The 15,987-nt window shown below is 67.7% G+C and carries 14 protein-coding genes; all 14 read left to right on the top strand.

What is annotated here, in order from left to right:
* The first annotated feature begins 16 nt into the window (after positions 1-16).
* The 14 genes from leuB (at position 17) to purF (ending at position 15,970) form a co-directional block, all read left to right on the top strand.
* The gene (gene leuB, locus AC07UK_RS05540) at positions 17-1,084 is read left to right on the top strand and encodes a 3-isopropylmalate dehydrogenase (protein WP_013957415.1); all 1,068 of its coding nucleotides are present in this window, start codon (positions 17-19) and stop codon (positions 1,082-1,084) included.
* Between the two features lie 113 nt (positions 1,085-1,197).
* Positions 1,198-1,329, top strand: coding sequence for a hypothetical protein (locus tag AC07UK_RS05535; protein ID WP_013957414.1), 132 nt, complete (start codon positions 1,198-1,200; stop codon positions 1,327-1,329).
* Positions 1,330-1,419: 90 nt separating this feature from the next.
* A complete protein-coding gene (gene asd / locus AC07UK_RS05530) occupies positions 1,420-2,556 on the top strand; it encodes an aspartate-semialdehyde dehydrogenase (protein WP_436222236.1) in 1,137 nt (378 codons plus the stop codon).
* Between the two features lie 279 nt (positions 2,557-2,835).
* The gene (locus AC07UK_RS05525) at positions 2,836-5,697 is read left to right on the top strand and encodes a motility hub landmark protein FimV (RefSeq protein WP_494687456.1); all 2,862 of its coding nucleotides are present in this window, start codon (positions 2,836-2,838) and stop codon (positions 5,695-5,697) included.
* Positions 5,698-5,846: 149 nt separating this feature from the next.
* Entirely contained in the window at positions 5,847-6,665 is an 819-nt protein-coding gene (truA, locus tag AC07UK_RS05520) for a tRNA pseudouridine(38-40) synthase TruA (protein ID WP_035818479.1), read from the top strand.
* Positions 6,652-7,395 (top strand): phosphoribosylanthranilate isomerase, encoded by a 744-nt coding sequence (locus AC07UK_RS05515; RefSeq protein ID WP_436222234.1) that lies wholly within the window; start codon positions 6,652-6,654, stop codon positions 7,393-7,395. The genes truA and AC07UK_RS05515 overlap by 14 nt, the downstream gene beginning before the upstream one ends.
* 124 nt (positions 7,396-7,519) lie before the next feature.
* Complete coding sequence (gene trpB / locus AC07UK_RS05510; protein ID WP_436222233.1) at positions 7,520-8,713, top strand: tryptophan synthase subunit beta; 1,194 nt, start codon at positions 7,520-7,522, stop codon at positions 8,711-8,713.
* Positions 8,713-9,639 carry a DNA-methyltransferase gene (locus tag AC07UK_RS05505; protein ID WP_436222232.1) on the top strand — a complete coding sequence of 309 codons (927 nt, stop codon included), beginning with the start codon at positions 8,713-8,715 and terminating at the stop codon, positions 9,637-9,639. Before trpB ends, AC07UK_RS05505 begins: the two co-directional genes overlap by 1 nt.
* Position 9,640: 1 nt before the next feature.
* A complete protein-coding gene (gene trpA / locus AC07UK_RS05500) occupies positions 9,641-10,438 on the top strand; it encodes a tryptophan synthase subunit alpha (protein ID WP_494687457.1) in 798 nt (265 codons plus the stop codon).
* A 180-nt stretch (positions 10,439-10,618) separates the two neighbouring features.
* Entirely contained in the window at positions 10,619-11,491 is an 873-nt protein-coding gene (gene accD, locus AC07UK_RS05495; RefSeq protein WP_035818461.1) for an acetyl-CoA carboxylase, carboxyltransferase subunit beta, read from the top strand.
* A 157-nt stretch (positions 11,492-11,648) separates the two neighbouring features.
* Positions 11,649-12,959 (top strand): bifunctional tetrahydrofolate synthase/dihydrofolate synthase, encoded by a 1,311-nt coding sequence (gene folC, locus AC07UK_RS05490; RefSeq protein WP_494687458.1) that lies wholly within the window; start codon positions 11,649-11,651, stop codon positions 12,957-12,959.
* 108 nt (positions 12,960-13,067) lie between these two features.
* Entirely contained in the window at positions 13,068-13,793 is a 726-nt protein-coding gene (locus tag AC07UK_RS05485; protein ID WP_436222230.1) for an SPOR domain-containing protein, read from the top strand.
* Between the two features lie 42 nt (positions 13,794-13,835).
* On the top strand, positions 13,836-14,333 hold the full coding sequence (locus tag AC07UK_RS05480; protein ID WP_013957404.1) for a CvpA family protein: 498 nt from the start codon (positions 13,836-13,838) through the stop codon (positions 14,331-14,333).
* 104 nt (positions 14,334-14,437) lie between these two features.
* Positions 14,438-15,970, top strand: a complete 1,533-nt coding sequence (gene purF, locus AC07UK_RS05475; protein WP_114132418.1) for an amidophosphoribosyltransferase — start codon at positions 14,438-14,440, stop codon at positions 15,968-15,970.
* Positions 15,971-15,987: the final 17 nt, after the last annotated feature.

The raw sequence follows: 15,987 nt of genomic DNA, 5'->3' as shown, positions 1-15,987 counted from the left end.
AAGAGGAAAGACAACAATGAAGATCGCAGTCCTGCCGGGTGACGGCATTGGTCCTGAAATCATCGCGGAGGCCGTCAAGGTCCTGAACGCGCTCGACGAGAAGTTCGAACTGGAAACCGCCCCGGTGGGCGGCGCCGGCTACGAGGCCGAAGGCCATCCGCTGCCGGAGAACACCCTGAAGCTCGCCAAGGAAGCCGACGCCATCCTGTTCGGCGCCGTCGGCGACTGGAAGTACGACAGCCTGGAGCGCCCGCTGCGTCCGGAGCAGGCCATCCTGGGCCTGCGCAAGCACCTGCAGCTGTTCGCCAATTTCCGTCCGGCGATCTGCTATCCGGAACTGACCGGCGCCTCCAGCCTGAAGCCCGAGCTGGTGGCCGGCCTGGATATCCTGATCGTGCGCGAACTGAACGGCGACATCTACTTCGGCCAGCCGCGCGGCGTGCGCGAAGCGCCGGATGGCCTGTTCAAGGGCGCGCGCGAAGGCTTCGACACCATGCGTTACAGCGAGCCGGAAATCCGCCGCATCGCCCATGTGGCATTCCAGGCCGCGGCCAAGCGCGGCAAGAAGCTGTGCAGCGTCGACAAGGCCAACGTGCTCGAGACCTTCCAGTTCTGGAAGGACATCGTGATCGAGGTGCACAAGGAGTACCCGGAGGTCGAGCTGTCGCACATGTATGTCGACAACGCGGCCATGCAGCTGGTCAAGGCGCCCAAGAGCTTCGACGTGATCGTCACCGGCAATATGTTCGGCGACATCCTGTCGGATGAGGCCGCCATGCTGACCGGCTCCATCGGCATGCTGCCGTCGGCGTCGCTGGATGCCAACAACAAGGGCCTGTACGAGCCGTCGCACGGCTCGGCGCCGGACATCGCCGGCAAGGGCGTGGCCAATCCGCTGGCCACCATCCTGTCGGCGGCGATGATGCTGCGCTACTCGCTGAACCGCGCCGAGCAGGCCGACCGCATCGAGAACGCCGTCAAGAAGGTGCTGGCCCAGGGCTACCGCACCGGCGACATCCTGACGCCGGGTTGCAAGCAGGTCGGCACCCGCGAGATGGGTGACGCGGTGCTGGCGGCACTGTAAGTCACACCGGAAGGGGGCGCTGCGCAGGTAGTGCCCCCTTTGTCTGATTTGTCCCCTTTATTTCCCGTATCTGCACGCTGCGGCAGCGCCGCAAAATCGTGTAGACTCTGACGATGGCCCGATTTTCCCAGTCCACCCTGACTGCTGTTGCTGCCCTGACCGCTACCCGCGGCCCGGTCGGCACGATTTCGCTCGGCCAGACCGCAACGACGATTAAAACCATTATTAAAACCGCGATCGCCTAGATCCGTTCGTCGTGCCTGCCCGTCTTCCCCGCGCAGCCACGCCGGGCGAGGAAAATGGCGGGGAAGTAAAAATCACATCCGAGGTAAATCATGATTGTAGGTCTCGTCGGTTGGCGGGGAATGGTCGGCAGCGTCCTGATGCAGCGCATGCAGGAAGAGCGTGATTTCGACCATATCGAGCCCGTCTTCTTCAGCACGTCCAATGCCGGCGGCAAGGCGCCCGCCATGGCGAAGAACGAAACCACGCTGAAAGATGCCAATGACATCGAAGCGCTGAAGAAGTGCGACGTGGTCGTGACCGCCCAGGGCGGCGACTACACCAACGAGGTTTTCCCCAAGCTGCGCGCGGCCGGCTGGAAGGGCTACTGGATCGACGCGGCGTCCTCGCTGCGCATGAAGGACGATGCCATCATCGTGCTGGATCCGGTCAACCAGGGCGTGATCAAGGACGCGCTGTCCAAGGGCGTGAAGAATTTCATCGGCGGCAACTGCACGGTCAGTTGCATGCTGATGGGCCTGGGCGGCCTGTTCGAGGCCGACCTGATCGAGTGGATGACCTCGATGACGTACCAGGCCGCATCGGGCGGCGGCGCGCAGCATATGCGCGAGCTGCTGACCCAGTTCGGCACCCTGAACGCCTCGGTCAAGCCGCTGCTGGACAACCCGGCCTCGGCCATCCTGGAAATCGACCGCACCATCCTGGCAACCCAGCATGGCCTGTCCGCCGAAGAAACCAAGCAGTTCGGCGTGCCGCTGGCCGGCAACCTGATCCCCTGGATCGACAAGGACCTGGGCAACGGCCAGTCCAGGGAAGAATGGAAGGGCGGCGCCGAGACCAACAAGATCCTGGGCCGCGGCGAAGGCTTCCTGGGTGCGACCGGCGCCACGCCGATCGCCGTGGACGGCCTGTGCGTGCGCATCGGCGCGATGCGCTGCCACTCGCAGGCGCTGACCATCAAGCTGCGCAAGGATGTGCCGCTCGATGAGATCGAAGGCATGCTCGCCGCCCACAACCCGTGGGCCAAGGTGGTGCCGAATACGCGTGAGGCCAGCATGACCGACCTGACGCCCGCTGCCGTGACCGGCACGCTGACCATCCCGGTCGGCCGCCTGCGCAAGATGCAGATGGGCGGCGAGTACCTGTCGGCCTTCACCGTGGGCGACCAGCTGCTGTGGGGCGCGGCCGAGCCGCTGCGCCGCATGCTGCGTATCCTGATCGAATCCTGATCCGGCGCTCCGCCTGGTTGCGTCCGTTGCAGCCAGGCAACAGAATGCACCGCTTTGCCGACAACGCCGCGCCCATGCGCGGCGTTGTTGTATCCGGGCGCCTATTTCCCCGGGCGATGCGTCACAATACGCCGGCATGCGCCTCGCGCCGGCAGTTGCCGGCGCCGCTCGCGCGGGCTGGCAAAGGGGCCGTTCAGAATGTCCCGCCAGCCGGGCGGACCTGGTTTATGGGGTCGGTTTGTCGATTTATATCGCTACTAAAACATAACGGAGCACAAGGTGAGTGTGAGCCAACATCGCCGGAAAGATGCGCCTACTGCCCGTCAGCGCTGGTCAACGCTGGCCGTCACGGCACTGGGCCTGCTGCTTGCGCAGCCGGCCGCATATGCCGCGGGGTTCGGGCAATTGCGGGTTCAGTCGAATCTGGGGCAGCCGCTGCAGGCTGAGATCGACATCAGTGGGGTCAGTGCCGAAGAGGCCACCGGGCTCAATGTCAAGCTGGCGTCGCCAGCGGCGTATGCCGCGGCCGGGCTGACCTACCTGCCGGCCGTCAGCAGCCTGCGGCTGGAGGTGGAGCGCCGCCCGAACGGCAGCTATGTGGCCCGGGTCCGCTCCAGCCAGCCAATCAGCGAGCCCTTTGTCGACATCCTGGTCGACATGAGCTGGGCCAGCGGCAAGGTCTCGCGCGCCTATACCTTCCTGCTTGACCCTGCCGGGGCCAAGCCTTCGAACCAGACTTTCTCGCCAGCGACGGTGATGCAGGCGGCGACGCCGGATGCGCCTCCCGTAACGGCACCGGCACCTGCCGCCGCGCCGCAGCCTGCGCCGGCCCAGGAAGCCGCACCCGCCGCGGCTGCCGAGGCAGTCAAGCCAGCCGCGCCCGCGCGCCCGGCCCGCCAGAGCGCAAAGCGGGCACCGGCGCCGGCCACCAGCGGCAGCACCGAGATGGCGCCCGGCGGCGGCTACACCGTGCAGCGCGGCGACACGCTCTACGCCATCGCCGGCGAAGCCGTGCAAGGCCAGGAATCAGTCTCGCTGGACCAGATGCTGGTGGCGCTCTACCGCAACAATCCCAACGCCTTTATCGGCGGCAACATGAACCGGCTGCGCAGCGGCGCGGTGCTGCAGGTCCCGACCCAGCAGCAGGCGCAGGCCGTCGCACCCAAGGCCGCCCGCCGCGAGGTGGTGGCGCGCACGCAGGGCTTCAATGCCTACCGCAGCCGGCTGGCCAGCGCTGCCGCGGCCAAGTCGGTCGAGCCCGACAGCGGCCGCCAGCAGTCCGGCAACGTGACCGCCCGGGTGCAGGAGCAGGCCGCCCCGACCGACGGCCCGCGCGATGAACTGAAGCTCAGCAAGGCCGCGCGTGGCGCGCAGGCCGATGCCGCGGCCAAGGCCGAAGCCGGCGTCGCGCGCGAGCGCGAGCTCAAGGAGGCGCAAGCCCGCCTGGCGCAGCTGGAAAAGAACGTCGGCGACATGCAGAAGCTGCTCGAGCTGAAGAACGCCGAGATCGCCAAGCTGAGCCAGGCCAACCAGGCGGTGCTGGCCGAGAAGGAAAGGGCTGACGCCGCGGCCAAGGCCGCGGCGGCGGCGCCGACCGTGGTGGCGGCCCAGCCGCCGAAGGCCGATGCCGTGGCCCCGGCCCCGGCCCCGGTCGCGGCGGCCGCCGCGACGGCTGCCGCAACCGCAGCAACCGCAGCCAGCGCCCCGGCAGCGGCCGGCGCCAGCGCCGCGGACGCCGTGGCGCCCGCGGCAGCCTCCGCCGTGGCAGCCGTCCCAGCCTCGCAGCCGGCTCCGGCCGTCCCTGCCAGCGCAGCGCAGGCCGCAGCGTCGGCCCCCGCGGCCAAGCGCCCGCCGGTGGTGGCGGCCCAGCCCGAGCCGGTGCCCCAACCGTCGTTCATCGATGGCCTGCTGGCCAACCCCATGCTGCTGCCCGGCGGTGGCCTGCTGGTGGCGCTGCTCGGCGTCTATGCGATCTATCGCCGCCGCCAGCAGCAGAAGGCGGGCGAGGCGACCGGCTTCGGCGACAGCATCCTGTCGCAGGAAAGCACGGTGATGGCCGGTGCCAATTCGCTGTTCGGCACAGCCGGGGGGCAGAGCGTCGACACCTCGCAGCACAGCGTGTTCGGCGCGGACTTCCGCATCGGCAACAACACGCCGGAAGCCAACGAGGTCGACCCGATCGCCGAGGCCGAAGTCTATATCGCCTATGGGCGCGATGTGCAGGCGGAGGAAATCCTGCGCGAAGCCCTGGAGAAGAACCCGGAGCAGCAGCCGGTGCGGCTCAAGCTCCTGGAGATTTACGGCAACAGACAGGATGTGGAAGGTTTCCGCGTGATTGCAGAAGAAATGTTCGCCCAGACCGGCGGACACGGGGCGGAATGGCTGAAGGCAGCAGAAATGGGGCGCGCGCTCGAGCCGGGCAACGCGCTCTTCCTGGCGGTGACGCCCGAAGCGGCGGGGCCGGATACGACATCGCCGGCAACCGACCAGTGGCGCACCCAGGACCCGTCGCAGAATCCGGCCTCGATCGCGCGGCTGGAGCCGTCGCTGGGTGACCTGGCGCTGCCGCTGGACGCCTTCCCGGCCCCGGCGGCCGGCGAGCCGATCGTTGCGCCTGCTTCCGCGGCGATGGTGTTTGGCGCTGACGCGCACGACGCCGGCGAGCCGGTGCGGCTGGATCTCGGCCTGCCGGGCACCGGCGCCGACCCGCTTGCCGACGACGTGCCCACCCTTGACACGCCGACCCGCAGCCGTCCGCTGGAGTTCGACATGTCGGGGCTGTCGCTTGACCTGGGCAGCGCCGCGCAAGCCGACGCCCCCGGCAAGGATGTGCTGGACGAGGCCACCATGCCGCTGCCCGCCACCACCATGCTGCGCGACGGCAAGCTGGCCGACCCGATCGACCTGTCGCGCGTGGCGCCTGAAACCGGCGGCGACCTCACGCACGGGGGTTCGCCGAGCACGCTGTCGGTCGACGGCGTGGACGGCGGGCGGGACATGCAGATCAAGCTTGACCTGGCTCGTGCCTATATCGAGATCGGCGACAAGGAAGGCGCGCGCGAACTGCTGCAGGAAGTGGTCGAGCAGTCGCAGGATCCGCTGCAGGCAGAGGCCCGTTCGCTGCTGCAGGAAGTGGCCTGAGCTATCATTGACGGTCCGGCCGCGGCACGCGCTGCCGCAGCCTGAAGCGATGCGCCGGAAGCGTCCCTTCCGGCGCATTTGCTTTTTCGGCGGGCCTGGCGTGAACCACTGCGCCCGGACGTACCCGCCGCCTTGCCCAATCCCCTGACATGAACCGCATCGCTCTTGGCCTGCACTACGACGGCGCCGCCTTTTCCGGCTGGCAGTCGCAGCCGCACCGCAATACCGTGCAGGATCACCTGGAAAACGCCATCGAGCGCTTTGCCGGGGTGCGCCTGCTGACCACCGTGGCGGGGCGCACCGATACCGGCGTGCACGCGCTCGGCCAGGTCATCCACCTGGACACGGCGCTGGAGCGCGAGCCATTTTCCTGGGTGCGCGGCGTCAACGCCTTCCTGCCGCCGTCGATCGCGCTGCAATGGGCGCTGCCGGTGGACCAGGGCTTCCATGCCCGCTTCCTGGCGTTCGAGCGCATGTACTACTACGCGCTCTACACCGGGCCGCACCGCGTGCCGCTGGTGCATGGCCGCGCCGGCTACCAGATGCTGCCGCCTGGCCAGCGGCTGGATGTCGACGCCATGCGCGAGGCCGCCGCGTGCCTGCTCGGCGAGCACGATTTCTCCGCCTTCCGCGCCGCCGAATGCCAGGCCAAGTCGCCGGTCAAGACCATGTACGACGTCACCATCAAGGATGACGGCAACTGGGTGTTCCTGCGCTTTCGCGCCAGCGCCTTCCTGCACCACATGGTGCGCAACCTGATGGGCTGCCTGGTGGCGGTGGGACGCGGACGCTACCCGGCGCCATGGCTGGCACAGGTGCTGGCCGGGCGCGAGCGCAAGCTGGCGGCGCCGACCTTCATGCCGGACGGCCTCTACCTGGTCGGCGTCAAGTATCCTGATCCTTACCAGATCCCCGCGGCCGATCCGTCCGCGAGCCTGTTCCATGGAGTGTTCGATGACGCAGCCTGAGGCCGCCGAAGGTAGTACGGCGGGCAGCACAGTGCACATGCCGGCCCGCACCCGCATCAAGATCTGCGGCCTGACGCGCGAGGACGACGTGCGCGCCGCCGTGGACGCCGGCGCCGACGCCATCGGGCTGGTGTTCTACCCGAACAGCCCGCGCTGCGTCGACGTGGCGCGCGCCGCGGCGCTGGCCGAGGCCGCCGGACCGTTCGTGGCGATCACCGGGCTGTTCGTCAATGCCGACCTGGAAGACATCGCCCATGTGGCCGAGCGCGTGCCGCTGACGCTGCTGCAGCTGCACGGCGACGAGACCCCGCAGTTCTGCTCGCAGGCGTCGCAGCGCTGCCGGCTACCGTTCCTGCGCGCCGCCCGTGTGCGCCAGGGCCTCGATTTGGTAGAATTCGCCGATCAATACCGTGATGCCGCTGCCTTGCTGCTCGATGCCTTCGTCGAAGGCTACGGCGGTGGCGGCCACGTCTTCGACTGGACCCTGATTCCCCCGGCATGGCTTCCGCCTACTCCCCCGGTACCAGCTACCGGCAACCCGAACGCAAGCGGCGCTCCTCGCATCGTTTTGAGTGGTGGGTTGAACGCGCAAAACGTCGCTGGCGCGATTGAACGCGTGCGGCCCTACGCTGTGGACGTCAGCAGCGGGGTAGAGGCCGCCAAGGGCGTGAAGGACCACGCCCGCATCGCCGCGTTCGTGCGTGCTGTGCGCAGTGCCGAGGCAGGATGAACCGGGCCGTCTCCCGCGTCTTTCCCCATGCCGCCCGTGGCCTGCCGCATGCGCGCACACGCATCGCAGTCAACCATGCGCCCTTGCCGGATGAGGCAAGGCCGCTGTTCCGAAGAGTCTAGACATGTACGACTTGCCCGATTCCCGTGGCCATTTCGGCCCCTATGGCGGCACCTTCGTGTCCGAAACGCTGGTCCACGCGCTCGATGAGCTGCGCGAGGCCTATGCGCACTACCAGAAGGATCCGGAGTTCGATGCCGAATACCGCCGCGAACTTAAGCACTTTGTCGGCCGCCCGTCGCCGATCTACCACGCGCAGCGCTGGAGCGAGACGCTCGGCGGCGCGCAGATCTACTTCAAGCGCGAAGACCTGAACCACACCGGCGCGCACAAGATCAACAACGTGATCGGCCAGGCGCTGCTGGCCAAGCGCATGGGCAAGCCGCGCGTGATCGCCGAGACCGGGGCAGGGCAGCATGGCGTGGCCACGGCCACCATCGCCGCGCGCTTCGGCATGGAGTGCGTGGTCTACATGGGGGCCGAGGACGTCAAGCGCCAGGCCGCCAACGTCTACCGCATGAAGCTGCTGGGCGCCACCGTGGTGCCGGTGGAAAGCGGCTCGCGCACGCTCAAGGACGCGCTCAATGAAGCCATGCGCGACTGGGTCACCAACGTCGAGAACACCTTCTACATCATCGGCACCGTGGCCGGCCCGCATCCGTACCCGATGATGGTGCGCGACTTCCAGTGCGTGATCGGCGAGGAATCCAAGGTGCAGATGCCGGAGATGACGGGCCGCCAGCCGGATGCCGTGATCGCCTGCGTCGGCGGCGGCTCCAATGCCATGGGCATCTTCTACCCGTATATCGAGCACCAGGACGTGCAGCTGATCGGCGTGGAAGCCGCCGGCGACGGCCTGGACACCGGCCGCCACGCGGCCTCGCTGACCGGCGGCACGCCAGGCGTGCTGCACGGCAACCGCACCTACCTGCTGCAGGACGCCAACGGCCAGATCATCGAGACCCATTCGGTGTCGGCCGGCCTGGACTACCCGGGCGTGGGCCCCGAGCATGCCTGGCTCAAGGACAGCGGCCGCGCGCAGTACGTGCCGATCACGGACGAGGAAGCGCTCAAGGCCTTCCACGACTGCTGCCGCATCGAGGGCATCATCCCGGCGCTGGAATCGAGCCACGCCATCGCCTATGCCTGCAAGCTGGCGCCGACGCTGGCCAAGGACAAGCTGCTGCTGGTGAACCTGTCCGGCCGCGGCGACAAGGACATGCACACCGTGGCCGAGCGCGCGGGGCTCAAGCTCTGATGCGCGCGCTGCCTACGACCGGACTTGCCGTGGGCGGCGCGGGTGCACCGGATGCGTCCGGTGCACCCGATTCCGCCCAGTTGCGCCTGTTCCAGGAAGACATGTTCGAGGGCATTGCCCGCCTGCCAGACGGCTCGGTCGACCTGATCGTCGCCGATCCGCCCTACGGGCTGGGCAAGGACTACGGCAACGATTCCGACCTGCTGTCGGGCCAGGAGTATCTGGACTGGTCCGAGCGCTGGATGAACGCGGTCGTGCCCAAGCTCGCGCCCAAGGGCACGCTCTACCTGTTCTGCACCTGGCAGTATTCGCCCGAGCTGTTCGTGATGCTCAAGCGGCGCCTGACCATGATCAACGAGATCATCTGGGACCGCCGCGTGCCCAGCATGGGCGGCACCACGCGCAAGTTCTCGTCGGTGCACGACAACATCGGCTTTTTTGCGCGCGCGCGCGACTACTACTTCGATCTCGACCCGGTCCGCATTCCCTACGACCCCGAGACCAAGAAGGCGCGCAGCCGTCCGCGTTTCGAAGGCAAGAAGTGGCTGGAGGTGGGCTACAACCCGAAGGACCTGTGGAGCGTCTCGCGCATCCACCGCCAGGACCCGGAGCGCGCCAACCACCCGACGCAGAAGCCGCTGGAGATCGTCGAGCGCATGGTGCTGTCAAGCTGTCCGCCGGGCGGCCTGGTGCTGGATCCGTTCGCCGGCAGCGGCACCACCGCGGTGGCCTGCCTGCGCCACGGACGGCGCTTTGCCGGCTTCGAGATCAATCCGGAGTATGTGCAGGTGGCATGCGATCGCGTGTCTGCCGCCGCTGCAGCCCTTGCCGTCACGAATGCAGCCGCCGAGCCTGCCGCCACCCCAACCCTGGCCGCCGCCAACGACGATGTCTCGCCGGCGCCGCGGCCTCACCTGATTCCCTGATATGTCCCGTATCCAGAAGACGTTCGCGGCGCTGGCCGCGCAGCAGAAGAAGGGCCTGATTCCGTTTATCACTGCCGGCGATCCCGAGCCCGGCCTGACCGTGGCGCTGATGCGCGCGCTGGTTGCGGGCGGCGCCGACGTGATCGAGCTGGGCGTGCCGTTCTCGGACCCGATGGCCGACGGCCCGGTGATCCAGCGCGCCTCCGAGCGCGCGCTGGCGCAGGGCGTGTCGCTGACCCAGGTGCTGCAGTGGGTGCGCGAGTTCCGCCAGACCAATGCCGACACCCCGGTGGTGCTGATGGGCTACGCCAATCCAATCGAGTGCATGGGCGAGCAGGTCTTTGCCACCGCCGCGCGCGAAGCCGGCGTGGACGGCGTGCTGGTGGTCGACTATCCGCCCGAGGAGTGCGAGTCGTTCGCCACGCTGATGCGCGACAACGGCATGGACCCGATCTTCCTGCTGGCGCCGACTTCGACCGATGCCCGCATCGAGGCCGTGGCGCGCGTGGCCAGCGGCTACCTGTACTACGTGTCGCTCAAGGGTGTGACCGGCTCGGCCGCGATCGACCTGGACAGCGTGGCGGCGCGCCTGCCGCTGATCAAGCAGCATGCCAACCTGCCGGTGGGCGTGGGCTTCGGCATCCGCGACGCGCAGACCGCGCGCGCGATCGGCAGCGTGGCCGATGCCGTGGTGATCGGCAGCCGCCTGGTGCAGTTGCTGGAGGACACTCCGCGCGAGCAGGCGGTGGCGACGCTGCAGGCGTTTATCGCCGAGATCCGCCAGGCGCTGGACAGCTGAAGTGATGTAATGCCGGCCCGGCAAACCTTGTGGAGTGATGTGTTGTGCGCAAATCGCGCGTTGCGCTTCGAGGTCACCGGGCCGGCATGGTAAATTCGCGGGTTGATTCCCTGCCATCCGCCAACAGGCGTCCCGACACCGGGTTTGCCGGCGGACCGCAGTCATCCGAAAGGAGCTTTCATGAGCTGGTTGGATAAACTCCTGCCCCCCAAGATTCAACAGACCGACCCCAGCACCCGCAAGGGCATCCCTGAGGGGCTGTGGGTCAAGTGCCCGTCGTGCGAGTCCACCCTGTACCGGACCGACGTCGAGGCCAACCTGCACGTCTGCCCCAAGTGCGACCACCATATGCGCATCGGCGCACGGGCGCGCCTGGACGGGCTGCTGGACGCCGAGGGCCGCTATGAGATCGGCCAGGAGATCGTGCCGGTCGACGCCCTCAAGTTCAAGGATTCCAAGAAGTACCCGGACCGCATCAAGGCCGCCATGGACGACACCGGCGAGACCGATGCCATGGTGGTGATGGGCGGTGCCATCCACACCATCCCGGTGGTGGTGAGCTGCTTCGAGTTCGAGTTCATGGGCGGTTCGATGGGCTCGGTGGTGGGTGAGCGCTTCGTGCGCGGCGCGCAGGCCGCGCTGGAGCAGAAGGTGCCGTTCATCTGCTTTACCGCAACCGGCGGCGCGCGCATGCAGGAAAGCCTGCTGTCGCTGCTGCAGATGGCCAAGACCACCGCGATGCTGAACCAGCTGACTGCGGCCAAGCTGCCGTTCATCAGCGTGCTGACCGACCCGACCATGGGCGGCGTGTCGGCCAGCTTCGCCTTCCTGGGCGATGTGGTGATCGCCGAGCCCAAGGCGCTGATCGGCTTTGCCGGCCCGCGCGTGATCGAGCAGACCGTGCGTGAGAAGCTGCCGGAAGGCTTCCAGCGCTCGGAATTCCTGATCCAGAAGGGCGCCATCGACATGATCGTCGACCGCCGCAAGATGCGCGCGGAACTGGCGCAGCTGCTGGCGCTGCTGCAGAAGCAGCCGGCCGACGCGGTGGCATAACAACGTCTGCATGGCAGATCAAGGGCGCGGGTGGTTGACGCGCCTTTCGCTTTTCTTGGCCGTTCCGGCCGCTATCTCGGGGCCGGGCGCAAGCCTGGCCTTGACTTTGCCGCTGGCTGGCCAAATCTGGTAGCAACAGCTTTTCCTCGCACCCCACATGCCTGTCTTCCATACGCTCCCCGAATGGCTTGCCCATCTCGAAACCGCCCATCCCGTGGGCATCGACATGGGCCTGGCGCGCATCACGCGCGTGAAGGAGGCCCTCGGGCTGCGCATCGACGCCGTGGTGTTCACGGTGGGCGGCACCAACGGCAAGGGCTCTACCTGCGCGATGCTAGAGCGCATCCTGCTGGAGGCCGGCTACAAGGTGGGCTGCCATACCTCGCCGCACCTGATCTCGTTCAACGAGCGCGCCCGCATCAATGGCGATATCGCCACCGATGCGCAGCTGCTGCCGCATTTCGAGGCGGTCGAGCGCGCGCGCAACAGCTTTGCCGACCCGGTCAGCCTGACGTACTTCGAGTTCACCACGCTGGCGATCATCCATGCCTTCGCCGCGGCCGGGCTGGACGCGATCATCCTGGAAGTGGGCCTGGGCGGGCGCCTGGACGCGGTCAACGTGATCGATACCGACTGCGCCATCGTCACCAGCGTCGATATCGACCATACCCAGTACCTGGGCCATACGCGCGAGGAAATCGGCTTCGAGAAGGCCGGCATCTTCCGCCCGGGCGTGCCCGCAATCTGTGGCGACCCGATGCCGCCCAAGTCGCTGGTGGCGCACGCCGAAGCCGTCGGCGCCGAGTTGTGGCTGGTGGGGCGCGATTACCATTTCCACGCCGCCAAGGGCCAGGAGCGCCAGCAATGGGACTGGAGCGGCGGCGGGCGCAAGCTTAACGGCCTGGGCTACCCGGCGCTGCGCGGGGCCAACCAGTTGCTCAACGCGGCGGCGGCGCTGGCCGCGCTGCAGGCCATGCGCCAGCGCCTGCCGGTCAGCGCACAGGAAGTGCGCAACGGGCTGGCCTTTGTCGAACTGCCGGGACGCTTCCAGGTGCTGCCGGGCCGCCCGGCCGTGATCCTGGACGTGGCGCACAATCCGCATGCGGCGGCCACGCTGGGGCAAAACCTGGAGAACATGGGGTTCTTCCGCTACACCTATGCGGTGTTCGGCGCGATGCAGGACAAGGACATCGCCGGGGTGCTGCAGCACGTGGCCGACAAGGTCGACCACTGGTGCCTGTGCGACCTGCCGACCGAGCGCGCCGCCAGTGCCGCGGACCTGCTGGCCAAGCTGGAGGCGGGCGGATTCCGCCCCGGGCCGGACGCCACCGCGGCCTGCTTTTCCAGCCCCGAGGCGGCATTCCGCGATGCCATCGAGCGAGCCACCGAGAATGATAGAATTCTGGTCTTCGGATCGTTCTATACCGTCGCCGGCGTGATGGCCTATCGTGCCACGCAGGCTAACTGAAGCAGGCGCCCCGGCGCCCGCTGACCTGGCAACCCCGGCGGCCTTGGCCGATCAATGAGCGGCAAACGCAACGAGCGGCCCCACAAGGCCGTATCACCGAACCAATCTATGGGCCTGCTTTCGCTGTTTTCTTCCCGCAAGGGCAACGACCCGGCACCCGAGCGTGCGCGGCGCCAGCGCACCAACACGGGTGCAGGCATCGCCTCGTCGCGCCGCCTGGCCGATGACTATGCCGACGATACGCTCGACCCCGAATTCCCGCAGAAGCAGCGCGCGCGCCGCCGCCTGATCGGCGCCGTGGTGCTGATGGTGGCCGCCGTGATCGTGCTGCCGATCGTGTTCGAGACCAAGCCGCGGCCGGTGTCCGAGGACGTCTCGGTAAAGGTCGCAAACGGGGTCACGGGCGCGCAGGGGGCGCAGAAGCCCCGCGTCGAGCCGCGCAAGGCCGACCCGCTGCCGCCCACGCCGGCGGCGCGCAATGATGCCGAGGCGCTGGACGCCGGCGAGGAAATCGTCAGCGCGCCCAAGCCTGCGGCCACCGCCGCAGCCGCCGCGGACAAGCCCGCGCAACGGGCTGAAGCCAAGCCCGAAGCCAAGCCGGGCAGCGGCAAGTACATGATCCTGATCGGCGCCTTTTCTTCCGAAGAGCGCGCCAAGGGCTGGCTGGCCAAGCTCAAGGCGAGCAAGGTCCCGGCCTATGTCGAAAAGAAAATGCTGGCCGATGGCGAGCGCATCCTGCTGCGTGCCGGCCCCTTCAGCGACCGTGACGCCGCCGACGCCGCCGACAAGCGCGTGCGCGCGGTGGGGCTGACCTCGAAGGTCGTGGAACAGTAAGGGGCAAGCACGGCCGGCGCCTGTGCCCGGCCGCAAGCAACGATGCAGCCGACTTTCTTCGACTATGCCGTGGTCTTCATCCTGCTGGCCTCGGGCGTGCTCGGCGTGCTCCGCGGCCTGGTGCGCGAGGTGCTCTCGCTGATCGGCTGGGTGGTGGCGTTCTGGGTGGCGTTCCGCTATGGCGCGGTGGCCGCGGGCTGGATGCCTGAATCGATGCCCGGCGGCGAGCTGGCGCGCCATGCGCTTGGCTTCGTGGTGCTGCTGATCGGCACCGTGCTGGGCGCCTCGCTGGCCGGCATGGTGGTCGGGCAGTTGCTTGAGAGCACCGGGCTCAAGCCCGCCGACCGCGGGCTGGGACTGGTGTTCGGCCTGCTGCGCGGCGTGCTGCTGGTGATGGTGATGGTCACGCTGGCGAGCCTGACGAAATTGCCGGAAGAACCGTTCTGGCGCGACGCGGTAAGCCGCCCTTATGTGATGCAGGCCATGGAATCGGTGAAGCCATGGCTGCCGCCGGAGCTGGCGAAGTACGTCAAGACATGAAGCCGGGCATGGTGCCCGGTCGGTAGTACGCAGGCCTTTGGGTCCGGGGGATTTCCGGACCAGGCTGCGCCCCCTGATTCAAAGCCTTTCCTGGGAGCTTGGCAATGTGCGGTATCGTCGGTGTGGTTTCAGCCACGCCTGTCAACCAATTGATTTACGACAGCCTGCTGTTGTTGCAACATCGCGGACAGGATGCTGCCGGCATCGCCACCGCCAACGGCAGTACTTTCCACATGCACAAGGCCAACGGCCTGGTGCGCGATGTCTTCCGCACCCGCAATATGCGCAGCCTGCCCGGCGCCGCCGGTATCGGCCAGGTGCGCTATCCGACCGCCGGCTCGGCATCCAGCGAGGAAGAAGCGCAGCCGTTCTACGTCAACGCGCCCTATGGCGTGATCCTGGCGCATAACGGCAACCTGACCAACTGGGAGCAGCTGCGCGAGGAGATGTTCCGCCGCGACCGCCGCCACATCAACACGCACTCGGACACCGAAGTGCTGCTGAACGTGCTGGCCGACGAGCTGCAGCGCGCCAGCAACGGCATGGCGCTGGACCCGGACACCATTTTCACGGCGGTCAGCGGCCTGCACCGCCGCGTGCGCGGCTCGTACGCCATCGCCGCGCAGATCGCCGGCTACGGCATGCTGGCGGTGCGCGACCCGTTCGGCATCCGCCCGCTGTGCCTGGGCAGTGTCGAGACCCCGACCGGCAAGGAATGGATGGTGGCATCCGAATCCGTGGCGCTGGAAGGCATCGGCTACAAGCTCGAGCGCGACGTGGCGCCGGGCGAGGCCATCTTCATCGACCTGGACGGCAAGCTCTACACCAAGCTGTGCGCCGAGAACGCGGTGCTGACGCCGTGTATTTTCGAGTACGTCTACCTGGCCCGCCCGGATTCGTGCATCGACGGCGTGCCGGTCTATGACGCGCGCCTGCGCATGGGCGACTACCTGGCCGAGAAGATCCGCCAGGAAGTGTCCGCCGGCGACATCGACGTGGTCATGCCGATTCCCGATTCCAGCCGTCCGGCCGCGATGCAGGTGGCCAACCGCCTGGGCGTGAACTACCGCGAAGGCTTCTTCAAGAACCGCTACGTCGGCCGCACCTTCATCATGCCTGGCCAGGCGGTGCGCAAGAAGTCGGTGCGCCAGAAGCTCAACGCCATGGGTGTGGAGTTCAAGGGCAAGAACGTGCTGATCGTCGATGACTCGATCGTGCGCGGCACCACCTCGTTCGAGATCGTGCAGATGGCGCGCGACGCCGGCGCCAACAAGGTGATCTTCGCCTCGGCCGCGCCGCCGGTGAAGTACCCCAACGTGTACGGCATCGACATGCCGACCCGCAGCGAGCTGGTGGCCCATAACCGCACCCACGAAGAGATCGCGAAGATCATCGGCGCGGACAAGCTGGTGTACCAGGACGTGGAAGCGATGAAGCAGGCCGTGCGCGACATCAACCCGGCGCTGAAGGACTTCGATGCTTCGTGCTTCGATGGCCGCTACATCACCGGCGATATCGACGAGGCCTACCTGAACCGCCTGGAAACGGCGCGCAGCCAGGCCGACCGCGACGGCACCAATGGTGGTGACACCGAGCGCTCGCAACTGCACCTGCAGCGCTCCGGCGGCAACGAGTAAGCCGTGCCGCCGCTGTC

Source organism: Cupriavidus sp. GW821-FHT07C08, assembly GCF_059419025.1.
Note: the sequence above shows the minus strand (reverse complement) of the source record. Positions and strands in the feature narration are given on the sequence as shown.